This is a genomic window from Micromonospora yongxingensis (genome assembly GCF_052601155.1).
Genome location: NZ_JBQXEO010000009.1, coordinates 178,397 through 193,654 on the forward strand (window position 1 = coordinate 178,397; position 15,258 = coordinate 193,654).

Annotated in this window: 12 protein-coding genes; 7 read left to right on the forward strand and 5 right to left on the reverse strand. The window is 74.8% G+C overall.

Annotated features, from left to right (window positions below; genetic code table 11):
* Positions 1 to 21 precede the first annotated feature (21 nt).
* Positions 22 to 1,476 carry a serine/threonine-protein kinase gene (locus ACTWLT_RS14100; protein WP_445318756.1) on the reverse strand — a complete coding sequence of 485 codons (1,455 nt, stop codon included), beginning with the start codon at positions 1,474 to 1,476 and terminating at the stop codon, positions 22 to 24.
* Positions 1,477 to 1,630: 154 nt separating this feature from the next.
* Here ACTWLT_RS14100 and ACTWLT_RS14105 point away from each other — a divergent pair, with 154 nt between their 5' ends.
* From ACTWLT_RS14105 to ACTWLT_RS14130, 6 genes are all read left to right on the forward strand, one after another.
* Positions 1,631 to 2,464 carry a patatin-like phospholipase family protein gene (locus tag ACTWLT_RS14105; protein ID WP_252418677.1) on the forward strand — a complete coding sequence of 278 codons (834 nt, stop codon included), beginning with the start codon at positions 1,631 to 1,633 and terminating at the stop codon, positions 2,462 to 2,464.
* The gene (locus ACTWLT_RS14110) at positions 2,464 to 3,480 is read left to right on the forward strand and encodes a 1-acyl-sn-glycerol-3-phosphate acyltransferase (protein WP_252418678.1); all 1,017 of its coding nucleotides are present in this window, start codon (positions 2,464 to 2,466) and stop codon (positions 3,478 to 3,480) included. The genes ACTWLT_RS14105 and ACTWLT_RS14110 overlap by 1 nt, the downstream gene beginning before the upstream one ends.
* A 9-nt stretch (positions 3,481 to 3,489) precedes the next feature.
* Positions 3,490 to 3,810, forward strand: coding sequence for a divalent-cation tolerance protein CutA (cutA, locus tag ACTWLT_RS14115; RefSeq protein WP_252418679.1), 321 nt, complete (start codon positions 3,490 to 3,492; stop codon positions 3,808 to 3,810).
* A 48-nt stretch (positions 3,811 to 3,858) separates the two neighbouring features.
* The gene (locus tag ACTWLT_RS14120) at positions 3,859 to 7,365 is read left to right on the forward strand and encodes an SCO7613 C-terminal domain-containing membrane protein (protein ID WP_445318757.1); all 3,507 of its coding nucleotides are present in this window, start codon (positions 3,859 to 3,861) and stop codon (positions 7,363 to 7,365) included.
* 134 nt (positions 7,366 to 7,499) lie between these two features.
* Positions 7,500 to 8,552 (forward strand): fatty acid desaturase family protein, encoded by a 1,053-nt coding sequence (locus ACTWLT_RS14125; RefSeq protein ID WP_445318758.1) that lies wholly within the window; start codon positions 7,500 to 7,502, stop codon positions 8,550 to 8,552.
* A 224-nt stretch (positions 8,553 to 8,776) separates the two neighbouring features.
* Positions 8,777 to 9,931, forward strand: a complete 1,155-nt coding sequence (locus ACTWLT_RS14130) for an FHA domain-containing protein (protein WP_252418682.1) — start codon at positions 8,777 to 8,779, stop codon at positions 9,929 to 9,931.
* Between the two features lie 56 nt (positions 9,932 to 9,987).
* Here the strand turns inward: ACTWLT_RS14130 and rocD are convergent, their stop codons facing one another.
* From rocD to ACTWLT_RS14145, 3 genes are all read right to left on the reverse strand, one after another.
* Positions 9,988 to 11,202 (reverse strand): ornithine--oxo-acid transaminase, encoded by a 1,215-nt coding sequence (rocD, locus tag ACTWLT_RS14135; protein WP_445318790.1) that lies wholly within the window; start codon positions 11,200 to 11,202, stop codon positions 9,988 to 9,990.
* On the reverse strand, positions 11,202 to 12,017 hold the full coding sequence (gene ddaH / locus ACTWLT_RS14140) for a dimethylargininase (protein WP_445318791.1): 816 nt from the start codon (positions 12,015 to 12,017) through the stop codon (positions 11,202 to 11,204). The genes rocD and ddaH overlap by 1 nt, the downstream gene beginning before the upstream one ends.
* 409 nt (positions 12,018 to 12,426) lie before the next feature.
* The gene (locus tag ACTWLT_RS14145) at positions 12,427 to 13,158 is read right to left on the reverse strand and encodes a thrombospondin (RefSeq protein ID WP_445318759.1); all 732 of its coding nucleotides are present in this window, start codon (positions 13,156 to 13,158) and stop codon (positions 12,427 to 12,429) included.
* A 164-nt stretch (positions 13,159 to 13,322) separates the two neighbouring features.
* On the opposite strand from ACTWLT_RS14145, the gene ACTWLT_RS14150 reads away from it, so the two are divergent.
* Positions 13,323 to 14,132 carry an Fpg/Nei family DNA glycosylase gene (locus tag ACTWLT_RS14150; RefSeq protein WP_445318760.1) on the forward strand — a complete coding sequence of 270 codons (810 nt, stop codon included), beginning with the start codon at positions 13,323 to 13,325 and terminating at the stop codon, positions 14,130 to 14,132.
* Between the two features lie 23 nt (positions 14,133 to 14,155).
* Here the strand turns inward: ACTWLT_RS14150 and ACTWLT_RS14155 are convergent, their stop codons facing one another.
* The gene (locus ACTWLT_RS14155; RefSeq protein WP_445318761.1) at positions 14,156 to 15,022 is read right to left on the reverse strand and encodes an aminoglycoside phosphotransferase family protein; all 867 of its coding nucleotides are present in this window, start codon (positions 15,020 to 15,022) and stop codon (positions 14,156 to 14,158) included.
* Positions 15,023 to 15,258: the final 236 nt, after the last annotated feature.

The window sequence follows — 15,258 nt, forward strand, 5'->3', positions numbered from 1 at the left end:
CCACCCGCCCCGGTGGCCGGATCAGACCCGGGCCGCACCCAGCTCGGCGATGGCGGCGTCCAGCCGCTGCGCGTACGCCGGGCTGATGCCGCCCTCGCCCAACCGGACCGCGACCTTCTCGCGCAGCCGGGCCACCGGCGCGGCAAGCCCGTTCCGCCCGGAGGCGACGCTCACGGTCAGGTTGCGCAGCTCGTTGCGCAGGTCGAGGCCGACGTCGGAGCGGATGTCCCCGGCGTCCAACCCGGCGTCGATCAGCCCGTCGACCCGGTTGGCGGCCTCCACCAGCGTGTCCGGCGGCGCGGAGGGTGGGCCGGTTCTCGGCGGCGTCGACGGTGACGCGGCCGGGCGGGACGCCTCGTTGACCGGCGGGCCGGTCGACGCGGGCGCCACCGGACCGGCGGTGGGTTGCGTCCGAGGCGTCGTCGGCTGCTCGGGCGGCAGGGCCGCCACGGTCAGCGCCACGCCGACCGCCAGGACCGCCGGGACCAGCAGCAGCGCACCTCGCCGGCGCGACCGGCCCGGCGCGGCGTCGCCCCGGTCGGGTACGCCCGGTCCCTCCGCCGTCCCACCGGTCGACGCGTCGGGAGGCGCCGGCGAGCGGGTCGGCGTGGGCACCCGGATGGCGGCCGTCGGCGGGTCTGCCGGCGGCAGACGATCACGCAGAGCGGTGGCGACCTGCCGGGCGGACGGCCGGTCAGCCGGGTCCCGGGCGAGGCTGCGCAGGCAGATCCGGGCCACGACCGGCGGCAGCTCCGGCAGGTCGTCCAACGTCGGGGGCGGGCCGTCGGCCAGCGCCGCGCTGAGCTGGTCCCAGGTGTCCGCCGGGTAGGGGACCCGGCCGGTGAGCGCCTCGTGCAGCAGCACGCCCAGGGAGTACACGTCGGTGGCCGGCTGGGCGGGCGCGCCGTCGAGCCGCTCCGGCGCCACGTACGCGGGGGTGCCGAAGGTGCCGCCGTCCTCGTCCTCGTCCGGCGCGCCGATCCGGGTGGCGATGCCGAAGTCGAGCACCTTGACACCCACGCCGGTCATCATCACGTTGGCCGGGGTGATGTCGCGGTGCACGATGCCGAGCCGGTGCGCGGCGGCCAGCGCGTCGGCGATCTGCGCGCCCACCTGGACCGCCTCGGCCCACGGCAGCGGCCCCTCGGTGAGCCGCAGCTTCAACTCCTCACCGCTGAGCAGCTCCATGACCACGAACGAGGTGATGGAGCCGTCCGGGTCGACCGTCTCGCCGTAGTCGTGCACCGAGGTCACGTGCGGGTGCACCAGCTGCGCGGCGGCGCGGGCCTCCTCGCGCACCATGTCCCGGAACCGGGCGTCGGCGGCCAGCGACGGGGCGAGCACCTTGAGCGCGACGACACGGTCCAGCACCTCGTCCCGGGCGCGCCAGATGACCGACATGCCGCCGGCGCCGATCTGGTCGATGAGTCGGTACCTGCGGGCCAGCAAGCGGCCCGGATGCAGTGCTGCCTTCACGGATCGCACCTGCCCTCGGGGTGGGAGCGGTATCAGGTTGCGCGAATGTCTCCCGCCTGTCAACGCCGTCGTGCATGGACGGCCACCGCTGTCGCCGACCGTCCCCGCGACGCGGCCCATCGGTCGGCGGCGGGGCCGTGCCAGGATGAGTGGCATGGCGGGGGGACCGGTGGCGTTCGTGCTCGGCGGCGGGGGAGTGCTCGGCGCGGTCGAGGTGGGCATGTTGCGTGCCCTGTTCCGTGCCGGCATCCAACCCGACCTGGTGCTCGGCACCTCGATCGGCGCGGTCAACGGCGCACTCGTCGCCGCCGACCCGTCCGAGGCGGTGACCGACCGCTTGGTCCGGCTTTGGGCCTCACCCGAGGCCAGCGAGGTGTACGGCGACTCCGTCGCGCGGCAACTGCGCCGCTTCGCCGCCCGCACCCACCTGCACTCGCCCCGACCGCTGCGCCGCCTGCTCGAATCCGAGCTGGGGGTGGACACCACCTTCGCGGACCTGCGGGTGCCGTTCCGTTGCTGCGCCGCGCACATCGAGCGTGCCGCCGAGCACTGGTTCGACAGCGGCCCGGTGGTGCCGGCCGTGCTGGCGTCGGCCTCGGTGCCCGGCCTGCTGCCGCCCATGCAGATCGACGGCGCGCACTACGTGGACGGCGGCATCGTCAACTCCATCCCGATCGGCGAGGCGGTGGCCGCCGGCGCCGGCCAGATCTTCGTCCTCCAGGTGGGCCGGATCGAACGGGAACTGACCCCGCCCCGGCGGCCGTGGGAGATCGCGCAGGTCGCGTTCGAGATCTCCCGCCGGCACCGGTTCTTCCGGGAGATGGCCGCGCTGCCCGAGGGCGTCGAGGTGCACGTCCTGCCGACCGGAGGGCTGAACCCGCGCGACGACACCCCGTGGGCGTACCGGGACATGGCGGCGGTGGGGCGGCGGATCAGCCGGGCGTACACCGCGTCCCGGCGTTACCTGGCCACCCACGTGGAGCGGTGATGCCGCTGCCTCCCAGGTGGCTGCGCCGGTTGCTGCTCGCTCCCGGCGTGGTGCTGCTCGCGGTCGCCGTGGTGACGACGCTGCCGGTCTGGGCGTTGGTCGCCGCGGCCGCCTCCCCACTGGTCCCCGGTCGGTTGCGCCCGCTGCGACTGCTCTGGATCGGCTGCGTCTACCTCGTCTGGGACGCCGCCGCACTGCTCGCGCTCTTCGTGCTCTGGGTCGCGTCCGGCTTCGGCTGGCGGAGCCGGTCGCCGGCGTTCCAACGTGCGCACTACGTGCTGGCCGGCTGGTTCCTGCGGGTGCTGTTCTGGCAGGCCCGCTGGACGCTGCGGTTGCGCATCGACGTCGTGGGCACCGACCCGGACACAGCCCTGCCCGGCCGGCCCGAGCTGGTGCTCTGCCGGCACGCGGGGCCCGGTGACTCGTTCATCCTGATCCACGGGCTGGTCAACTGGTTCAAGCGGGAGCCGCGGATCGTGCTCAAGGACAGCCTCCAGTGGGACCCGGCGATCGACGTGCTGCTCAACCGGCTGCCCAACCGGTTCATCGCGCCGACGCCGGAGCGCGGCGAGGAGACGGTACGCCAGGTCGGGCACCTGGCCAACGGGCTGGACGACAACGACGCCTTCGTGATCTTCCCGGAGGGTGGCAACTTCACCCCGAAGCGTCGGCTGCGCGCGATCGCCCGGCTGCGTTCCCTCGGCCTCGAGCGGATGGCGCTGCGCGCGGAACGGATGCGGCACGTGCTGGCCCCGCAGCCCGGCGGGATGCTCGCCGCGCTGGAGGCGGCCCCGGACGCCGGGGTCATCTTCGTCGCCCACACCGGGCTGGACCGGATGCTCACCGTCGCCGACGTGTGGCGCGAACTGCCGATGGACAAACGGATCGTGATGCGGTTCTGGTCGGTGCCCCCGGAGGACGTGCCGACCGGGCGGCAGGAACGCATCGACTGGCTCTACGACTGGTGGGCGCGCATCGACGCCTGGATCGCGGCCAACCGGGAGGCCGCCGCGTAGGGTGCGGTCGTGGACCAGATCTGCGTGGTGACGACGGTGGTGGATGCGCGTTCGGTCGCCGACGTGCTGGCGGCCGCGGCCGTCGCCGGGCGGCTCGCCGCCTGCGCGCAGGTCGGCGGTCAGGTGGACAGCACCTACTGGTGGCGGTCCGGGGTGGAGACCAGCAGCGAGTGGTCGGTGCAGTTCAAGACGGCACCCGACCGGCTCACCGCGCTGGTGGACCAGATCCGGGTCAGCCACCCGTACGAGGTGCCGGAGATCCTGGTGTCCAGGGTGGAGAGCGGCGACCCCGGCTACGCCACCTGGGTACACGAGCACACGCGCCCCTGAGTACGCGCACTCTGGGCGGGCACCCCGCCGGGTTTCGATGATGACCAGGTGGATGACACCGGCTACCCCTGCCCCGCCTGCGGCGCCCCGGCCGACCTGAGCACCGGGTGTACCGGCTGTGGCCGTTCGCCCGACCCGGTCGCCGCCGAGGTGGTCCGGCTGGGGCGGGAGGTCGCCCAGCTCACGCCGGAGGTGGAGCGGGCCCGCCGGACGTACGTCGAGCTGGCCGGTCGGCTGGCGGCCAGTTCACAGCGGCGGGCCGAGTTGGCCGCGATCGTCCGCGCCGGGTTGGCCGCTGCCGCCCCCGCGCGGCCCGTGGCGGCTGGGACGCCGGCGCCGGTGGGTGGGGGATCCCCGGCAGCGGGCGCGGCGGAGACCTCGACGCGGACAGTTCAGGGCCTGCTGTTCGTCCTCGGTGGACTCCTGCTGGGCACCGCGGCGGTGGTCTTCACGGCGGTGGCCTGGGCGGCGGTGGGTGTCGGTGGCCGGGCGCTGATCCTTGCGGCGGTCACGGCGCTCGTCCTGGCCGTTCCTCTGGTGGCGGCCCGTCGGGGGTTGCGCGGCACGGCGGAGACGTTCGCCGCGGTGGGGCTGCTGCTGGTGGTGCTGGACGGCTACGCGGCCTGGTCGGTGAACCTGGCCGGTGTGGGTGGCTGGCCGGGCAGCAGGTACGCCGCGCTGGTCGGGGGGGCCAGCGCGGCGGTCGCCGTGTCGTACGCCCGGTGGAGCCGGTTGACCGGGCCCTGGTTCGCCGCTCTGCTGGCCGCCCAGCCGGTGCTGCCACTGTTGGCCGCCGAGGCCCGGCCGGGAGCGGACGGTTGGGCGCTGGTCCTGCTCGGGGTGGCGCTGCTGGACCTGGCCGTCGTGGTCGCGCTGCGCGGGGGCGCACCGCGCGACGGGGCACGGCGGGCCCGGCTCGCCGGCCGGGTGCTCGCCGCGATCGGGCACGTCGCCGCACTGGTCGGTGCCACCGGCTGCGCCCTGGTGCCGCTGCTGGTCGGCCGGGCGGCGGGCTCACCGCTGCTGGCCGGGGCGCCACTGCTGCTGGTCGCGCTGACCGGGCTCGGCGCGGCCCGGCTGGTCGGCGGCCAGGCGGTGCGGGCGGTGGCGGCCGGCCTGGTGGTGCCGGTGCTGGCCGCCGCGCTGCTGCGTCCGGTGGCCGAGCTGCGGCCGTCGCTGCTGCTGGTCGCGGCGGCCACGGTGGCTCTCGGGCTGGCCGCCGGGGTGCGACTGCTGCCGGCCGGCTGGCGGACCGGCCCGCGCGCCGGGGCGCTGCTGGTCGCGGCGGGCACGGCCCAGATCGCAGTGCTGATCACCGGCGGGCTGGCGGTCGCCGCCGCTGCCCGATCGCTGCCGCCGTGGGGCGGTGCCGGAGCCGGACCGGACCTGGAGTGGGGCTGGCAGGTGGCCCCGGCTCTGGCGTTGGCGCTCGGCGCGACGGCACTGCTGCTGCCCAGGGGCGCGTGGGTGCCGCTCGCCACGGCCGGCGCGACGGCGCTGCTGCTCTCCCTGCCCGCCGCCTGGACGGCGACCTGGCCGGTCGTGGTGGTCGTGGACCTGGTCGGCGGGGTCGCGCTGCTGCTCTGGGTGCTGGCCCGCCCGGCGGCCCGACCGGCCACGGTGATCACCGGGGCGCTCGGTGGCGCGGTCCTGCTCGGGCACGGGCTGCTGGTGGCCCTGGCCGCCCCGGTGGGCGCACTGGTGGCGCTCGGGACGGTCGTCGTGCTCGGGCTGGCGCTGGCCGTACGACGGGCCGCCGGCGCGTACCGGTGGGTGGCCGGCACGGGTCTGCTGGTCGCCCAGCTCGCGCTGCCGGCGGTGGCCGCGGTGGCACTGTTCGCCGCGGGCGCGCCGCCCTGGTGGCAGGCCCGGGCCGCGCTTGTCGCCGCCGGGCTGCCGCTGGTCGCTTCGCTCGCGGCGCGTCGTCACCGGGTCGAGCTGACCGGGTACGCGGTGACCGGTGCCATGGTGGCGGTGACCGCGCCCGGGCTCGCGCCGCTCGTCGTGGCGGGAGACGAGCCCGTCACGCTGTACGCGGCGCTGGCTGCGCTGGGCGTCGCGCTCGTCGCCCGGTGGGACCTGCCGGCGGTCGGGGGGTCGTCGGTGGTGGGAGGGTCGTCGGCGGCTGGGGGGCCGCCGACGATCCGCCGGTCGGGTGTCCTGGTGGCGGCCGGCGTCGTACTGGCGGCGGTCGCGGTGCTGGCCGCGCTGCCGGCGCTGCTGGGCGCGCTCGTCGCGCCGTACGGCAGCCGGGGGTCGGTCTGGTCGGGGGTGCCCACCGTCGTCGCCGACCCGGCGGCGTTCCCGGTCGCGCTGGCGCTGGTCGCGTTGGCGGTGGCCGCCGCGCTGACCGGACGGGCGGTCCGACCCCCGCTGCTGCCCGCGCTGCCGTTCGCCGCGGGTGCGCTGCCGGTGCTCCTCGTCGCGGTCGGGGCGCCCTGGCCGGTGCTGCCGGCAGCCGTCCTGCTCGCCGGGGTGGCCACGCTGCTGATCGCCGCCCTGTCGACGCCCCGTCCGGCGCTCGCGTCGATCGCGGTGCCGGTGGGGGCGGTGCTGGCCGCCGCCGGTGTGGTGGGGCTGCTGGCCACCCGGGCCGGCACGCTCGCCGCCGAGGGAGTGCTGCTGGTCGTGGCGGTGGCCGTCGGGGTGGGGGCACGGCTCGTCGAGGTGCGCGTCACCGGTTGCCTCGCCGCCGTGGGGGCGGCGTCCGCGCTGGCGGTGACCGTGCCGCTCGCCGACGGGCTGCCGCTGCGCGCGGCGGCGTACCCGCTGCTGGTGGTGGCCGCGCTGGTCCTGGCCGCCGCGGCCACGATCGGTCCCCCGGCCACGTCGGCGGGAGGGTCCACCGGCCGGTCCGCGACGGGGGCGGCGGGTTCTGCGGCCGGCCGGGCGTCGGCCGGGCGGGTGCTGGACGGTGCCGCGCAGGCGGTGGCGCTGGTGGCGGCTCTGCTGGCCGTCGAGGTGGCGCGGCACCTCGCGACCGTCTGCGTGCTCTGGGGTGTCGCCGTCGCGCTGCGGCTGCTGCGTCGGGGCGAACCGGCCGGGCGGCGGTGGGGGTTCGCCGGAATCGCCGGTGGCAGCGAGCTGCTGGGGGTGTGGGTGCTGCTGGCCGCCGACGGGGTGACCGTGCTGGAGGCGTACACCCTGCCGGCAGCGGCCCTCGCCCTCGGCGCGGGCCTGCTGGCGCTGCGGACCCGGCCCGGGTTGACGAGCTGGCTGGCGCTCGGCCCGGGGCTGGTCGCGGCGCTGCTGCCGAGCCTCGCGTCGGTCCTGGCCGGGCCGGACCCGCAGCCGTGGCGGCGGCTGCTGCTCGGCGCGGCGGCCCTGGGCGCCGTGCTGGCCGGCGCCAGCCGGCGCTGGCAGGCCCCGGTCCTGCTCGGCGGCGGGGTGCTGGCGGTGCTGGCGCTGCACGAGCTGGCCCGTGGCTGGGACCTGCTGCCCCGGTGGATCTATCTGGGCGCCGGTGGGCTGGCGCTGATCGGGCTCGCCGCCAGCTACGAGCGGCGGCGGCGCGACCTGGCCCGGCTGCGGGCCGCGGTGACCCGGCTGGGTTGAGCCGGACGTGGGGGTAGGGCTCGCCCTACCCCCCATCCGGGGGTTGTCAGGGTTACTCAGCGCAACTAATCCGGGAAGACTCAACGGTGAGCCCGGGCCACCCGGCACCGGCGTGAGCGGGAACGGGAGCATCAATGGCGCTCGGAGCGGTGGCAGAACCGCCGGTACGACGGCGAGGTAGTGACTACGCACAGTTGTCTCGACGGATCAGTCAGGCGGGTCTGCTGGACCGACGTCCCGGCTGGTACGTCGCCCGCATCGTGCTCACCCTCGGTGCCTTCGTGGCCGGCTGGGTCGCCGTGTTCCTGGTCGGCGACTCCTGGTGGCAGTTGCCGCTCGCGGCCGCGATGGCGGTGGCGACGACCCAGGTCGCGTTCCTCGGCCACGATGCCGGGCACCGCCAGATGTTCCGCCGGCGCGGCCCGAGCGAGATGGTGGGTCTCTTCGCCGGCAACGCGGCGGTGGGGATCAGCTACGGCTGGTGGGTCGACAAGCACAACCGGCACCACGCCAACCCGAACCACGAGGACGAGGACCCGGACGTCGGCGCGGGGGCCCTGGTGTGGACGCCCGAGCAGGCTCTGGAGACCCGAGGGTTCGGTCGCTGGCTGGCCAAGCGCCAGGCGTACCTCTTCTTCCCGATGCTGCTGCTGGAAGGGCTGAGCCTGCACGTGGCGAGCATCCGGGCGATCGTCGGCCGGGAAGCGGACGGGCGGTACACCACCCCGATGCGACACCGGGTGGTCGAGGGGGTGCTGCTGGTCGCGCACACCGCCGGCTACGTGGCACTGCTGCTGGCGGTCATGTCGCCGGTCAAGGCGCTGCTCTTCGCCGTCGTGCACCAGGCGCTGTGGGGCCTCTACATGGGCTGCTCGTTCGCGCCGAACCACAAGGGCATGCCGATGCCGACCGCCGAGGACGAGCTCGACTTCCTGCGCAAGCAGGTGCTGACCTCGCGCAACGTGCGGGGCGGCCTGTTCGTGGACACCGCGCTGGGCGGGCTCAACTACCAGATCGAGCACCACCTGTTCCCGAACATGCCCCGGGCCAACCTGCGCCGGGCACAGCCGATCGTCCGCGCCTACTGCGTCGAGCAGGGCATCCCGTACGCCGAGACCGGGCTGGTCGAGTCGTACCGGCAGGCACTCGGACACCTGCACGAGGTGGGGCAGCCGCTGCGCGGCTGAGCACCCCGGCCGCCGGGCGGCTGAGGACGTACGTGGCGGGGGCGGTGCCGGACGGCACCGCCCCCGCTTCGTCGTGTCGGGAGGCAACGACACCCGCGACCGCTGGTCGATGCCGTTCGGCGTGCCCGGTAGGGTCGGCGCATGGCAGACCTGCTCACCGCGGGGTCACCCACCCGCGACGTGGACCTCGCGCCCCGGATCGACGAGATCATCCGGAGTGCCCGATGAGGTTTGAGATCAGCAAGGTGCTCGACGCCATCGAGGGGCGGGTCTGCACGGACCCGTCGCTGGCCCGGGCCGTGCTCGACCTGGCCGAGGTGATCCGCTACCAGGACATCGACGGTGGCCGGCCGGCCAGCCTGCTGCGGCTCGGCATGGTCATCGACGCGCTCTCCCGGGAGTTGGAGGAGGACAGCGTCCAGGTCTACGCGGTGGTGCACCGTGCGTTGCTCTCCGACGCCGACCTGACCTCCAACGAGCGGATGGTGGTCCGCCGCTGGGCCGACGACGGGCTCGTCGAGGTGCTCGACAACCCGGGCGACCGGATGTTGGAGGTCGCCGACCTGCTCGGTCTGCCGGTGCTCAGCCGGGTCCGCTTCGACGGGTTGCGCGGTCGGTTCCCGTGGCTGGTCGAGCAGCCCGGTCGGGTGGTCGCCCCGGTGCCCGGCGCCGGCGGGCCGGTGTTCATCGCACACGTCGGCGGTGGCCACTCGCCGGTGGCCGGCAAGCGGTCGCCGACCGGCGCCAAGCTGCTGGCCCGCCAGTGGCGCTGCCCGGAGTCGGGCTGCGCGCTGTTCGGCGGCGGTGGTGGGGGTGGTGCGTTCGCCGACCTGGCCGGGGGTGCCGACCGCAGCCCCGCCGCGCAGCCGCCGCCCGCGCTGCGCAACGGCGTACCGACCTGCCCCCGGCATGGCGTACGGCTCGGTGACGCCGGCCCCCGGCCGCGTTCGGAGGTCCTCGCCGTGCGCGTCGGCGGCCTGGTGCGACGACGCTTCGTGCTGACCGAGGACCAGCCGGTGGTGGCCGGCCGTGCCCCGGAGCAGGACGGCGGCATCATGCTCGGGCAGTGGCTCAACGACGAGGCCCGACGGTGGATCAGCCGGGGGCACGTCCGCTTCGAGCTGCGGGTCGGCGAGGTCATCGTGACCGACGTGAGCACCAACGGCTCCGGCATCCGCCCGGCCGGCTCGATGGCCGAGTCGGACCGGATTCCCCTGGCTCCGCAGCAGTCCCGGGTGCTCGGTGAGGGCGACATGGTGGAGCTCTACCCCGGGGTGCAGATCGGTCGGGCCGAGGAACTGCCCGCCGGCGCCCCCTTCACCCCCACCTCGGTGATGGCCGAGGCCCCCACCATGGCGATGCGCCTACCCCGCGCCTGACGCGAGGGCGGGCGCCGGGACCGTGGTCCCGACGCCCGCCCGAAGCGCGTCCCTGTTCAGTCGGCCAGTACGGCGGCGAGCTGGGCCACCGCCAGGTCGATCTCCTCTTCGGTGATCACCAGCGGCGGGGCGAGCCGGATGGTGGAGCCATGGGTGTCCTTGGCGAGCACGCCGCGCTGGGCGAGCCGCTCGCACGCCTCCCGTCCGCTCATCAGCGCCGGGTCGATGTCCAGACCGGCCCAGAGGCCACGGACGCGCACCCCGACGAGACCCTTGCCGACCAGCCCTTCCAGGCCGGCCCGCAGCCGCTCACCCAGCTCGGCCGACCGGCGCTGGAACTCGCCGGTGGCCAGCAGCCGGACGACCTCGATCGCCACCGCGCAGGCGAGCGGGTTGCCGCCGAAGGTGGAGCCGTGCTGGCCGGGCTTGAGCACGCCGAGCACGTCGGCGTTCGCGGCCACGGCCGAGACCGGCACGATGCCGCCGCCGAGCGCCTTGCCCAGCAGGTACATGTCCGGCACGACGCCCTCGTGGTCGCAGGCGAAGGTCGCGCCGGTCCGGCCGAGGCCGGACTGGATCTCGTCGGCGATGAACAGCACGTTGCGGTCGGTGCAGACCTGGCGTACGCCCGGCAGGTAGCCCTCCGGTGGCACGACGACGCCCTGCTCGCCCTGGATCGGCTCCAGCAGCACGGCGACGGTGTTCTCGTCGATCGCGGCGGCCAGCGCGTCCAGGTCGCCGTACGGGACCACGGTGAAGCCCGGGGTGTACGGCCCGAAGTCGGCGCGGGCGTCCTCGTCGGTGGAGAAGCTCACGATGGTGGTGGTCCGGCCGTGGAAGTTGCCCTCGGCGACCACGATGTTGGCCTGGCCGGCGGCCACGCCCTTGACCTGGTAGCCCCACTTGCGGGCCACCTTGATCCCGGTCTCCACGGCCTCCGCGCCGGTGTTCATCGGCAGCACCAGGTCCTTGCCGCACAACTCGGCCAGCTCGCGGCAGAAGTCGGCGAACTGGTCGTGGATGAACGCCCGGCTGGTCAGCGTCAGCCGGTCCAGCTGGGCGTGCGCGGCGGCGATCAGCTGGGGGTGCCGGTGACCGAAGTTGAGGGCGGAGTAGCCGGCCAGGCAGTCCAGGTAGCGCCGGCCGTCCACGTCGGTGAGCCAGGCGCCTTCCGCGGACGAGATCACCACCGGCAGGGGGTGGTAGTTGTGCGCTGTCCAGCGCTCGGCGTCCCGGACCGCTCCCGGCGTCCGCAGAATGTCATCCACGATCACTTGCTTGCCTTTCCCTGACGGAGTCGCAGCGTGCAGCACTTCGGTCCGCCGCCGGCCTTACGCAGCTCGGACAGGTCGACACCGATGGTCTCGTAGCCCCGGTCGCGCAGCTTGGCGGCCAGGTCGGTCGCCTGCGCGGGCAGCACCACGTGCCGCCCGTCGCTGACCGCGTTCAACCCCAGCACCTCGGCGTCGGCCATGGTGGCGTGCACGGCGTCGGGGAAGAGCCGACGCAGCACGGCCTGGCTGCCGGGGGAGAACGCCTCGGGCAGGTACGCCACGGTCCGCTCGTCGAGCACGGTCAGCGCGGTGTCCAGGTGGTAGAAGCGCGGGTCGACCAGCTGCATGGTGATCACCGGGTAGCCGAAGACCTCCTGCAACTGGGCGTGCGAGGCGTGCGCGGTGCGGAAGCCGGTGCCGGCGAGCAGGTGGTCGCCGGCCAGCAGAACGTCGCCTTCGCCCTCGTTGACGTGCTTCGGGTCGTACATCTCGAAGCCGGCGGACTCGAACCAGGCCCGGTAGGCCGGTGCCTCGTCGGCGCGCTGCGGGTCGCGGAACTGCACGGCCATCGCCTTGCCGTCGATCACGGTGCCACCGTTGGCGGCGAAGACCATGTCGGGCAGGCCGGGCAGCGGAGTGATCTCCTCGACGGTGTGGCCCAGGTCGCGGTACGTCTGGCGCAGCTGCTCCCACTGGCGGACGGCCAGCGCGACGTCGACCGGCGCGCTCGGGTCCATCCACGGGTTGATCGCGTAATCCACGGCGAAGTACGTCGGCCGGCACATCAACAGGTGCTGGCTGGTGGCGTCCATCGTCATTGTCCTGCTCCCAGGGGTCGGGCGCGCCCGGCCACCGTGGCCCACGGGCTGGCGCCGTTGCTCAACGTTATGCGGCGCCAGCAGCAGGATCCACCACCGAGAGTTGCGCGCACCGAACATTCGTTGCGTCTGAGGGGTCTGCTGCTGCGATTCGTTGCGCTGAGGCCGGAGGGAGCCGGGATTCGTGTTCCGGGCCACCTGCCGCACGCAAGGTGGCAGGGCCGCCGCTGGTCGGGAGGCTCACGCGTCGGGGCCCGGCGAACCGGGCCCCGGAAAGACTTCAGGGGCGGCGAACCGCCGCCCCTGAAAGGGTGTCGCCCGGCCGGTGAACCACCGGGGAGTTCGGGCTGCCGGCGAACCGCCGGCCTTGCCGGTGCACCACCGGCGAGCGGAACAGTGCCCGCTAGAAACGATCCACAAACTGTGAGTCAAGCCACTCGCGGAACCGCTGCACCCAGTCGCCGTCGGTGGTCGGCCAGTCGAACTGACCGGTCATCGCCAGCACCCCGAGCACCACGGCGGCCAGCCCGATCAGCACACCGAACAGCGCGTCGGTCTTGCCGGCGACGTGCCGGCGGCGGGTGGCCGACAGGCCGAGCACCGAGAGCACCGCGCCGAGGGCGCCGAGCCCGATGCCGTACCCCGCCAGGGTGCCGGTCAGCACGAAGAGCGCACCGGCGACGGCGACGATCAGGCCGAACGTGGCGAGCAGGCTGGCCCGCGGCCTCGGGCCGCGCGTCACCGGCGGCTCGGTCCGGTCCGGGGTCGGGTCGACCGGCCGGTCGGTCACGATCCGGTCCTCCGGGTCGGGCCCTCGGGTCGTGCGGTCCCGGTCGAGGTCGGTGTCCCGGTCGACGGTGCGGTCCACCGTCGGCGCCGGGTCGGTGCCGCGCCGGGCGTCGCCCTCCACCGGCCGAGCCGTGGCGGCGCGGGCCACCGCGGCCCGCTCGGCGGCCCGCCGCTCGGCCTCGTCGCCGGTCCCGGCGCCGCTGCGGTACGTCGTCTGCTCGGCGTCCCGGTCGGTGACCACCGGGTGCCCGACGGCCCCGTCGTCGGACCGGTTCGTGCCGTCGAGGTTCTCGTCCCGGGTCGGCACCGGCTCCGACCGGCGGGACAGCGAAGGAATCTTGACCACAACACACCTCCTGATGAATGCGTGGTGGCCGGTCACGGGTGGCACCCACGCGGTACCGCCCCGAAATACCCAGCTGGGCGTTTCCTGACACCAGTACCGGGTACGGGCACCTCTCGATCTCCGCATCCGGTGTGGTCGTCCGGCGCTGACTATCCTTGGCAACCGTGCCAGAGGGACACACCATCCATCGCCTGGCGGCCCGGCACGCCGAGCTGTTCGCCGGGGACAAGCTGCACGCCGCGAGCCCGCAGGGCCGGTTCGCCGAGGGCGCCGCCCTGCTCTCCGGCACGGTGCTGGAGGGCACCGAGGCGTACGGCAAGCACTTGCTGCACCACTACGCCACCGACCTGACGCTGCACGTGCACCTCGGGCTGTACGGGAAGTTCACCGACGGGCCGGGGGAGCCACCGGAGCCGGTCGGTCAGGTGCGGCTGCGGCTCGCCAGCGACCGGCACTGGCTGCACCTGCGCGGGCCGACCGCCTGCGAGCTGCTCACCCCACCGGAGGTGGTGGCGCTGCGCGAGCGCCTCGGACCGGATCCGTTGCGCGCCGACGCCGACCCGGAGCGGGCGTACGCCCGGATCTCGCGGAGCCCGACGCCACTGGCCGCGCTGCTGCTGGACCAGTCGGTGGTGGCCGGCACCGGCTTGATCTTCGTGACCGAGGCGCTGTTCCGGGCCGGGTTGCCCCCGACGATGCCCGGCCGGCGGCTGACCCGGCCGGGGTGGGAGACGCTCTGGGCCGACCTGGTCGAGCTGATGCGGCTCGCGGTGGTGCGCGGCCGGATCGACACCGTCCGCGACGCGCACCTGCCGGAGGCGATGGGCCGGCCGCCCCGGGTGGACCGGCACGGTGGCGAGGTGTACGTCTACCGTCGCCCGGGCGCGCCCTGCCACGTCTGCGGTGACGAGGTGAGCCGCGGCGAGCTGGCCGGCCGCAACCTCTACTGGTGCCGTACGTGCCAGGCCGGCTGATCGGCCCGGTGTGCGACGGTCGGTCAGTGCTCGTCGAGCAGCCAGCGGACCACCTCGATGTGGTGCGCGAGGACGCCGTCACCGTCGAAACCCCAGGCCAGCGTATGGCCGATCGTCCAGCCCCGGACCCGTTCCCGGTCCAGCCCCAGCTCGGCGCTGAGCCGGTCGAGCCGGTGCCGGACGGCGGCCGGCGAGTGGCCCAGCTCCCGGCCGCGCACCAGCGGCACCACCGAGAACTCCCGCTCACCGGTCAGCGGCTTCGGGTCGATCACCAGCCACGGTTCCCGGTCGGCGGCGAGCACGTTGCCGGCGTGCAGGTCCTGGTTGACCAGCACCTGCTCGCCCTGGCTGGACGCCAGTTCGGCGAGCAGGGCGAGCGCGGCGTCGAGCAGTCGCCGCTCGTACGGCCGGCCGGCCCGCTCCCAGGCCCGGGGCATCCGGTCGATCCAGCCGGCGGTCTCCTCCGCCAGCGGGGTGAAGGGCGCGGCGGCCGGCCGCCACAGCCGGGGCAGCAGCCCGGTCAGCACGTCCAGCGCCCGGTCCGCGGGCAGCTCGTGCAGCGCGGTGCCGGGTCGGCAACGCTCCACCAGCAGCGCCCGCCGTTGCGGGTCGTGGTCAAGCAGCCGGACCGCGCCGTCGCCATCCCAGTGGGCCAGCGCGTCGGCCTCGTGCCGGCTCTCACCGTCCGGGTACTGGAGCTTCAGCACGGCCGCCGTGCCGTCGGGCAGGTCGGCGGGCAGCGCCAGCGAGGCGTAGGCGTACTCGAACGGTGGCCCGAGCCGCAGCGACCACCTTTCGGTGCACTCCGCCAGCCGGTCGGGGAGTGCGGCCAGCCAGTCCCGACCGGCTGGCGTGCCGCGTACCCAGTCGAGTCCCTCGGGCAACTCCATCCGGCCATCCTGGAGCATCCGGTCGTGCGTTGCGGGCTCGGGTCGTCGCGGTGCCGGTGTGACGCAAGCGGAATTGACAGCCGCCGGCCGCCAGAGCAGGGTGGACGCGAGACAACGATGTCAACGGGCAAATGGGAGGAAATGCCCATGATCCTTCCTTCCGTGTGGCCGGCCGGCTCGCGGCGTCCCGTTGGCGGTTTCCCGGCGCGGACCCGGTCCGCCCACCGATCCTGGCC

Coding starts and splice junctions, on each gene's coding strand:
- ACTWLT_RS14130 (WP_252418682.1), top strand. CDS start 8,777: ATGAGGTTTGAGATCAGCAAGGTGCTCGACGCCATCGAGGGGCGGGTC.
- ddaH (WP_445318791.1), bottom strand. CDS start 12,017: ATGGACGCCACCAGCCAGCACCTGTTGATGTGCCGGCCGACGTACTTC.
- ACTWLT_RS14125 (WP_445318758.1), top strand. CDS start 7,500: ATGGCGCTCGGAGCGGTGGCAGAACCGCCGGTACGACGGCGAGGTAGT.
- ACTWLT_RS14110 (WP_252418678.1), top strand. CDS start 2,464: ATGCCGCTGCCTCCCAGGTGGCTGCGCCGGTTGCTGCTCGCTCCCGGC.
- ACTWLT_RS14105 (WP_252418677.1), top strand. CDS start 1,631: ATGGCGGGGGGACCGGTGGCGTTCGTGCTCGGCGGCGGGGGAGTGCTC.
- ACTWLT_RS14155 (WP_445318761.1), bottom strand. CDS start 15,022: ATGGAGTTGCCCGAGGGACTCGACTGGGTACGCGGCACGCCAGCCGGT.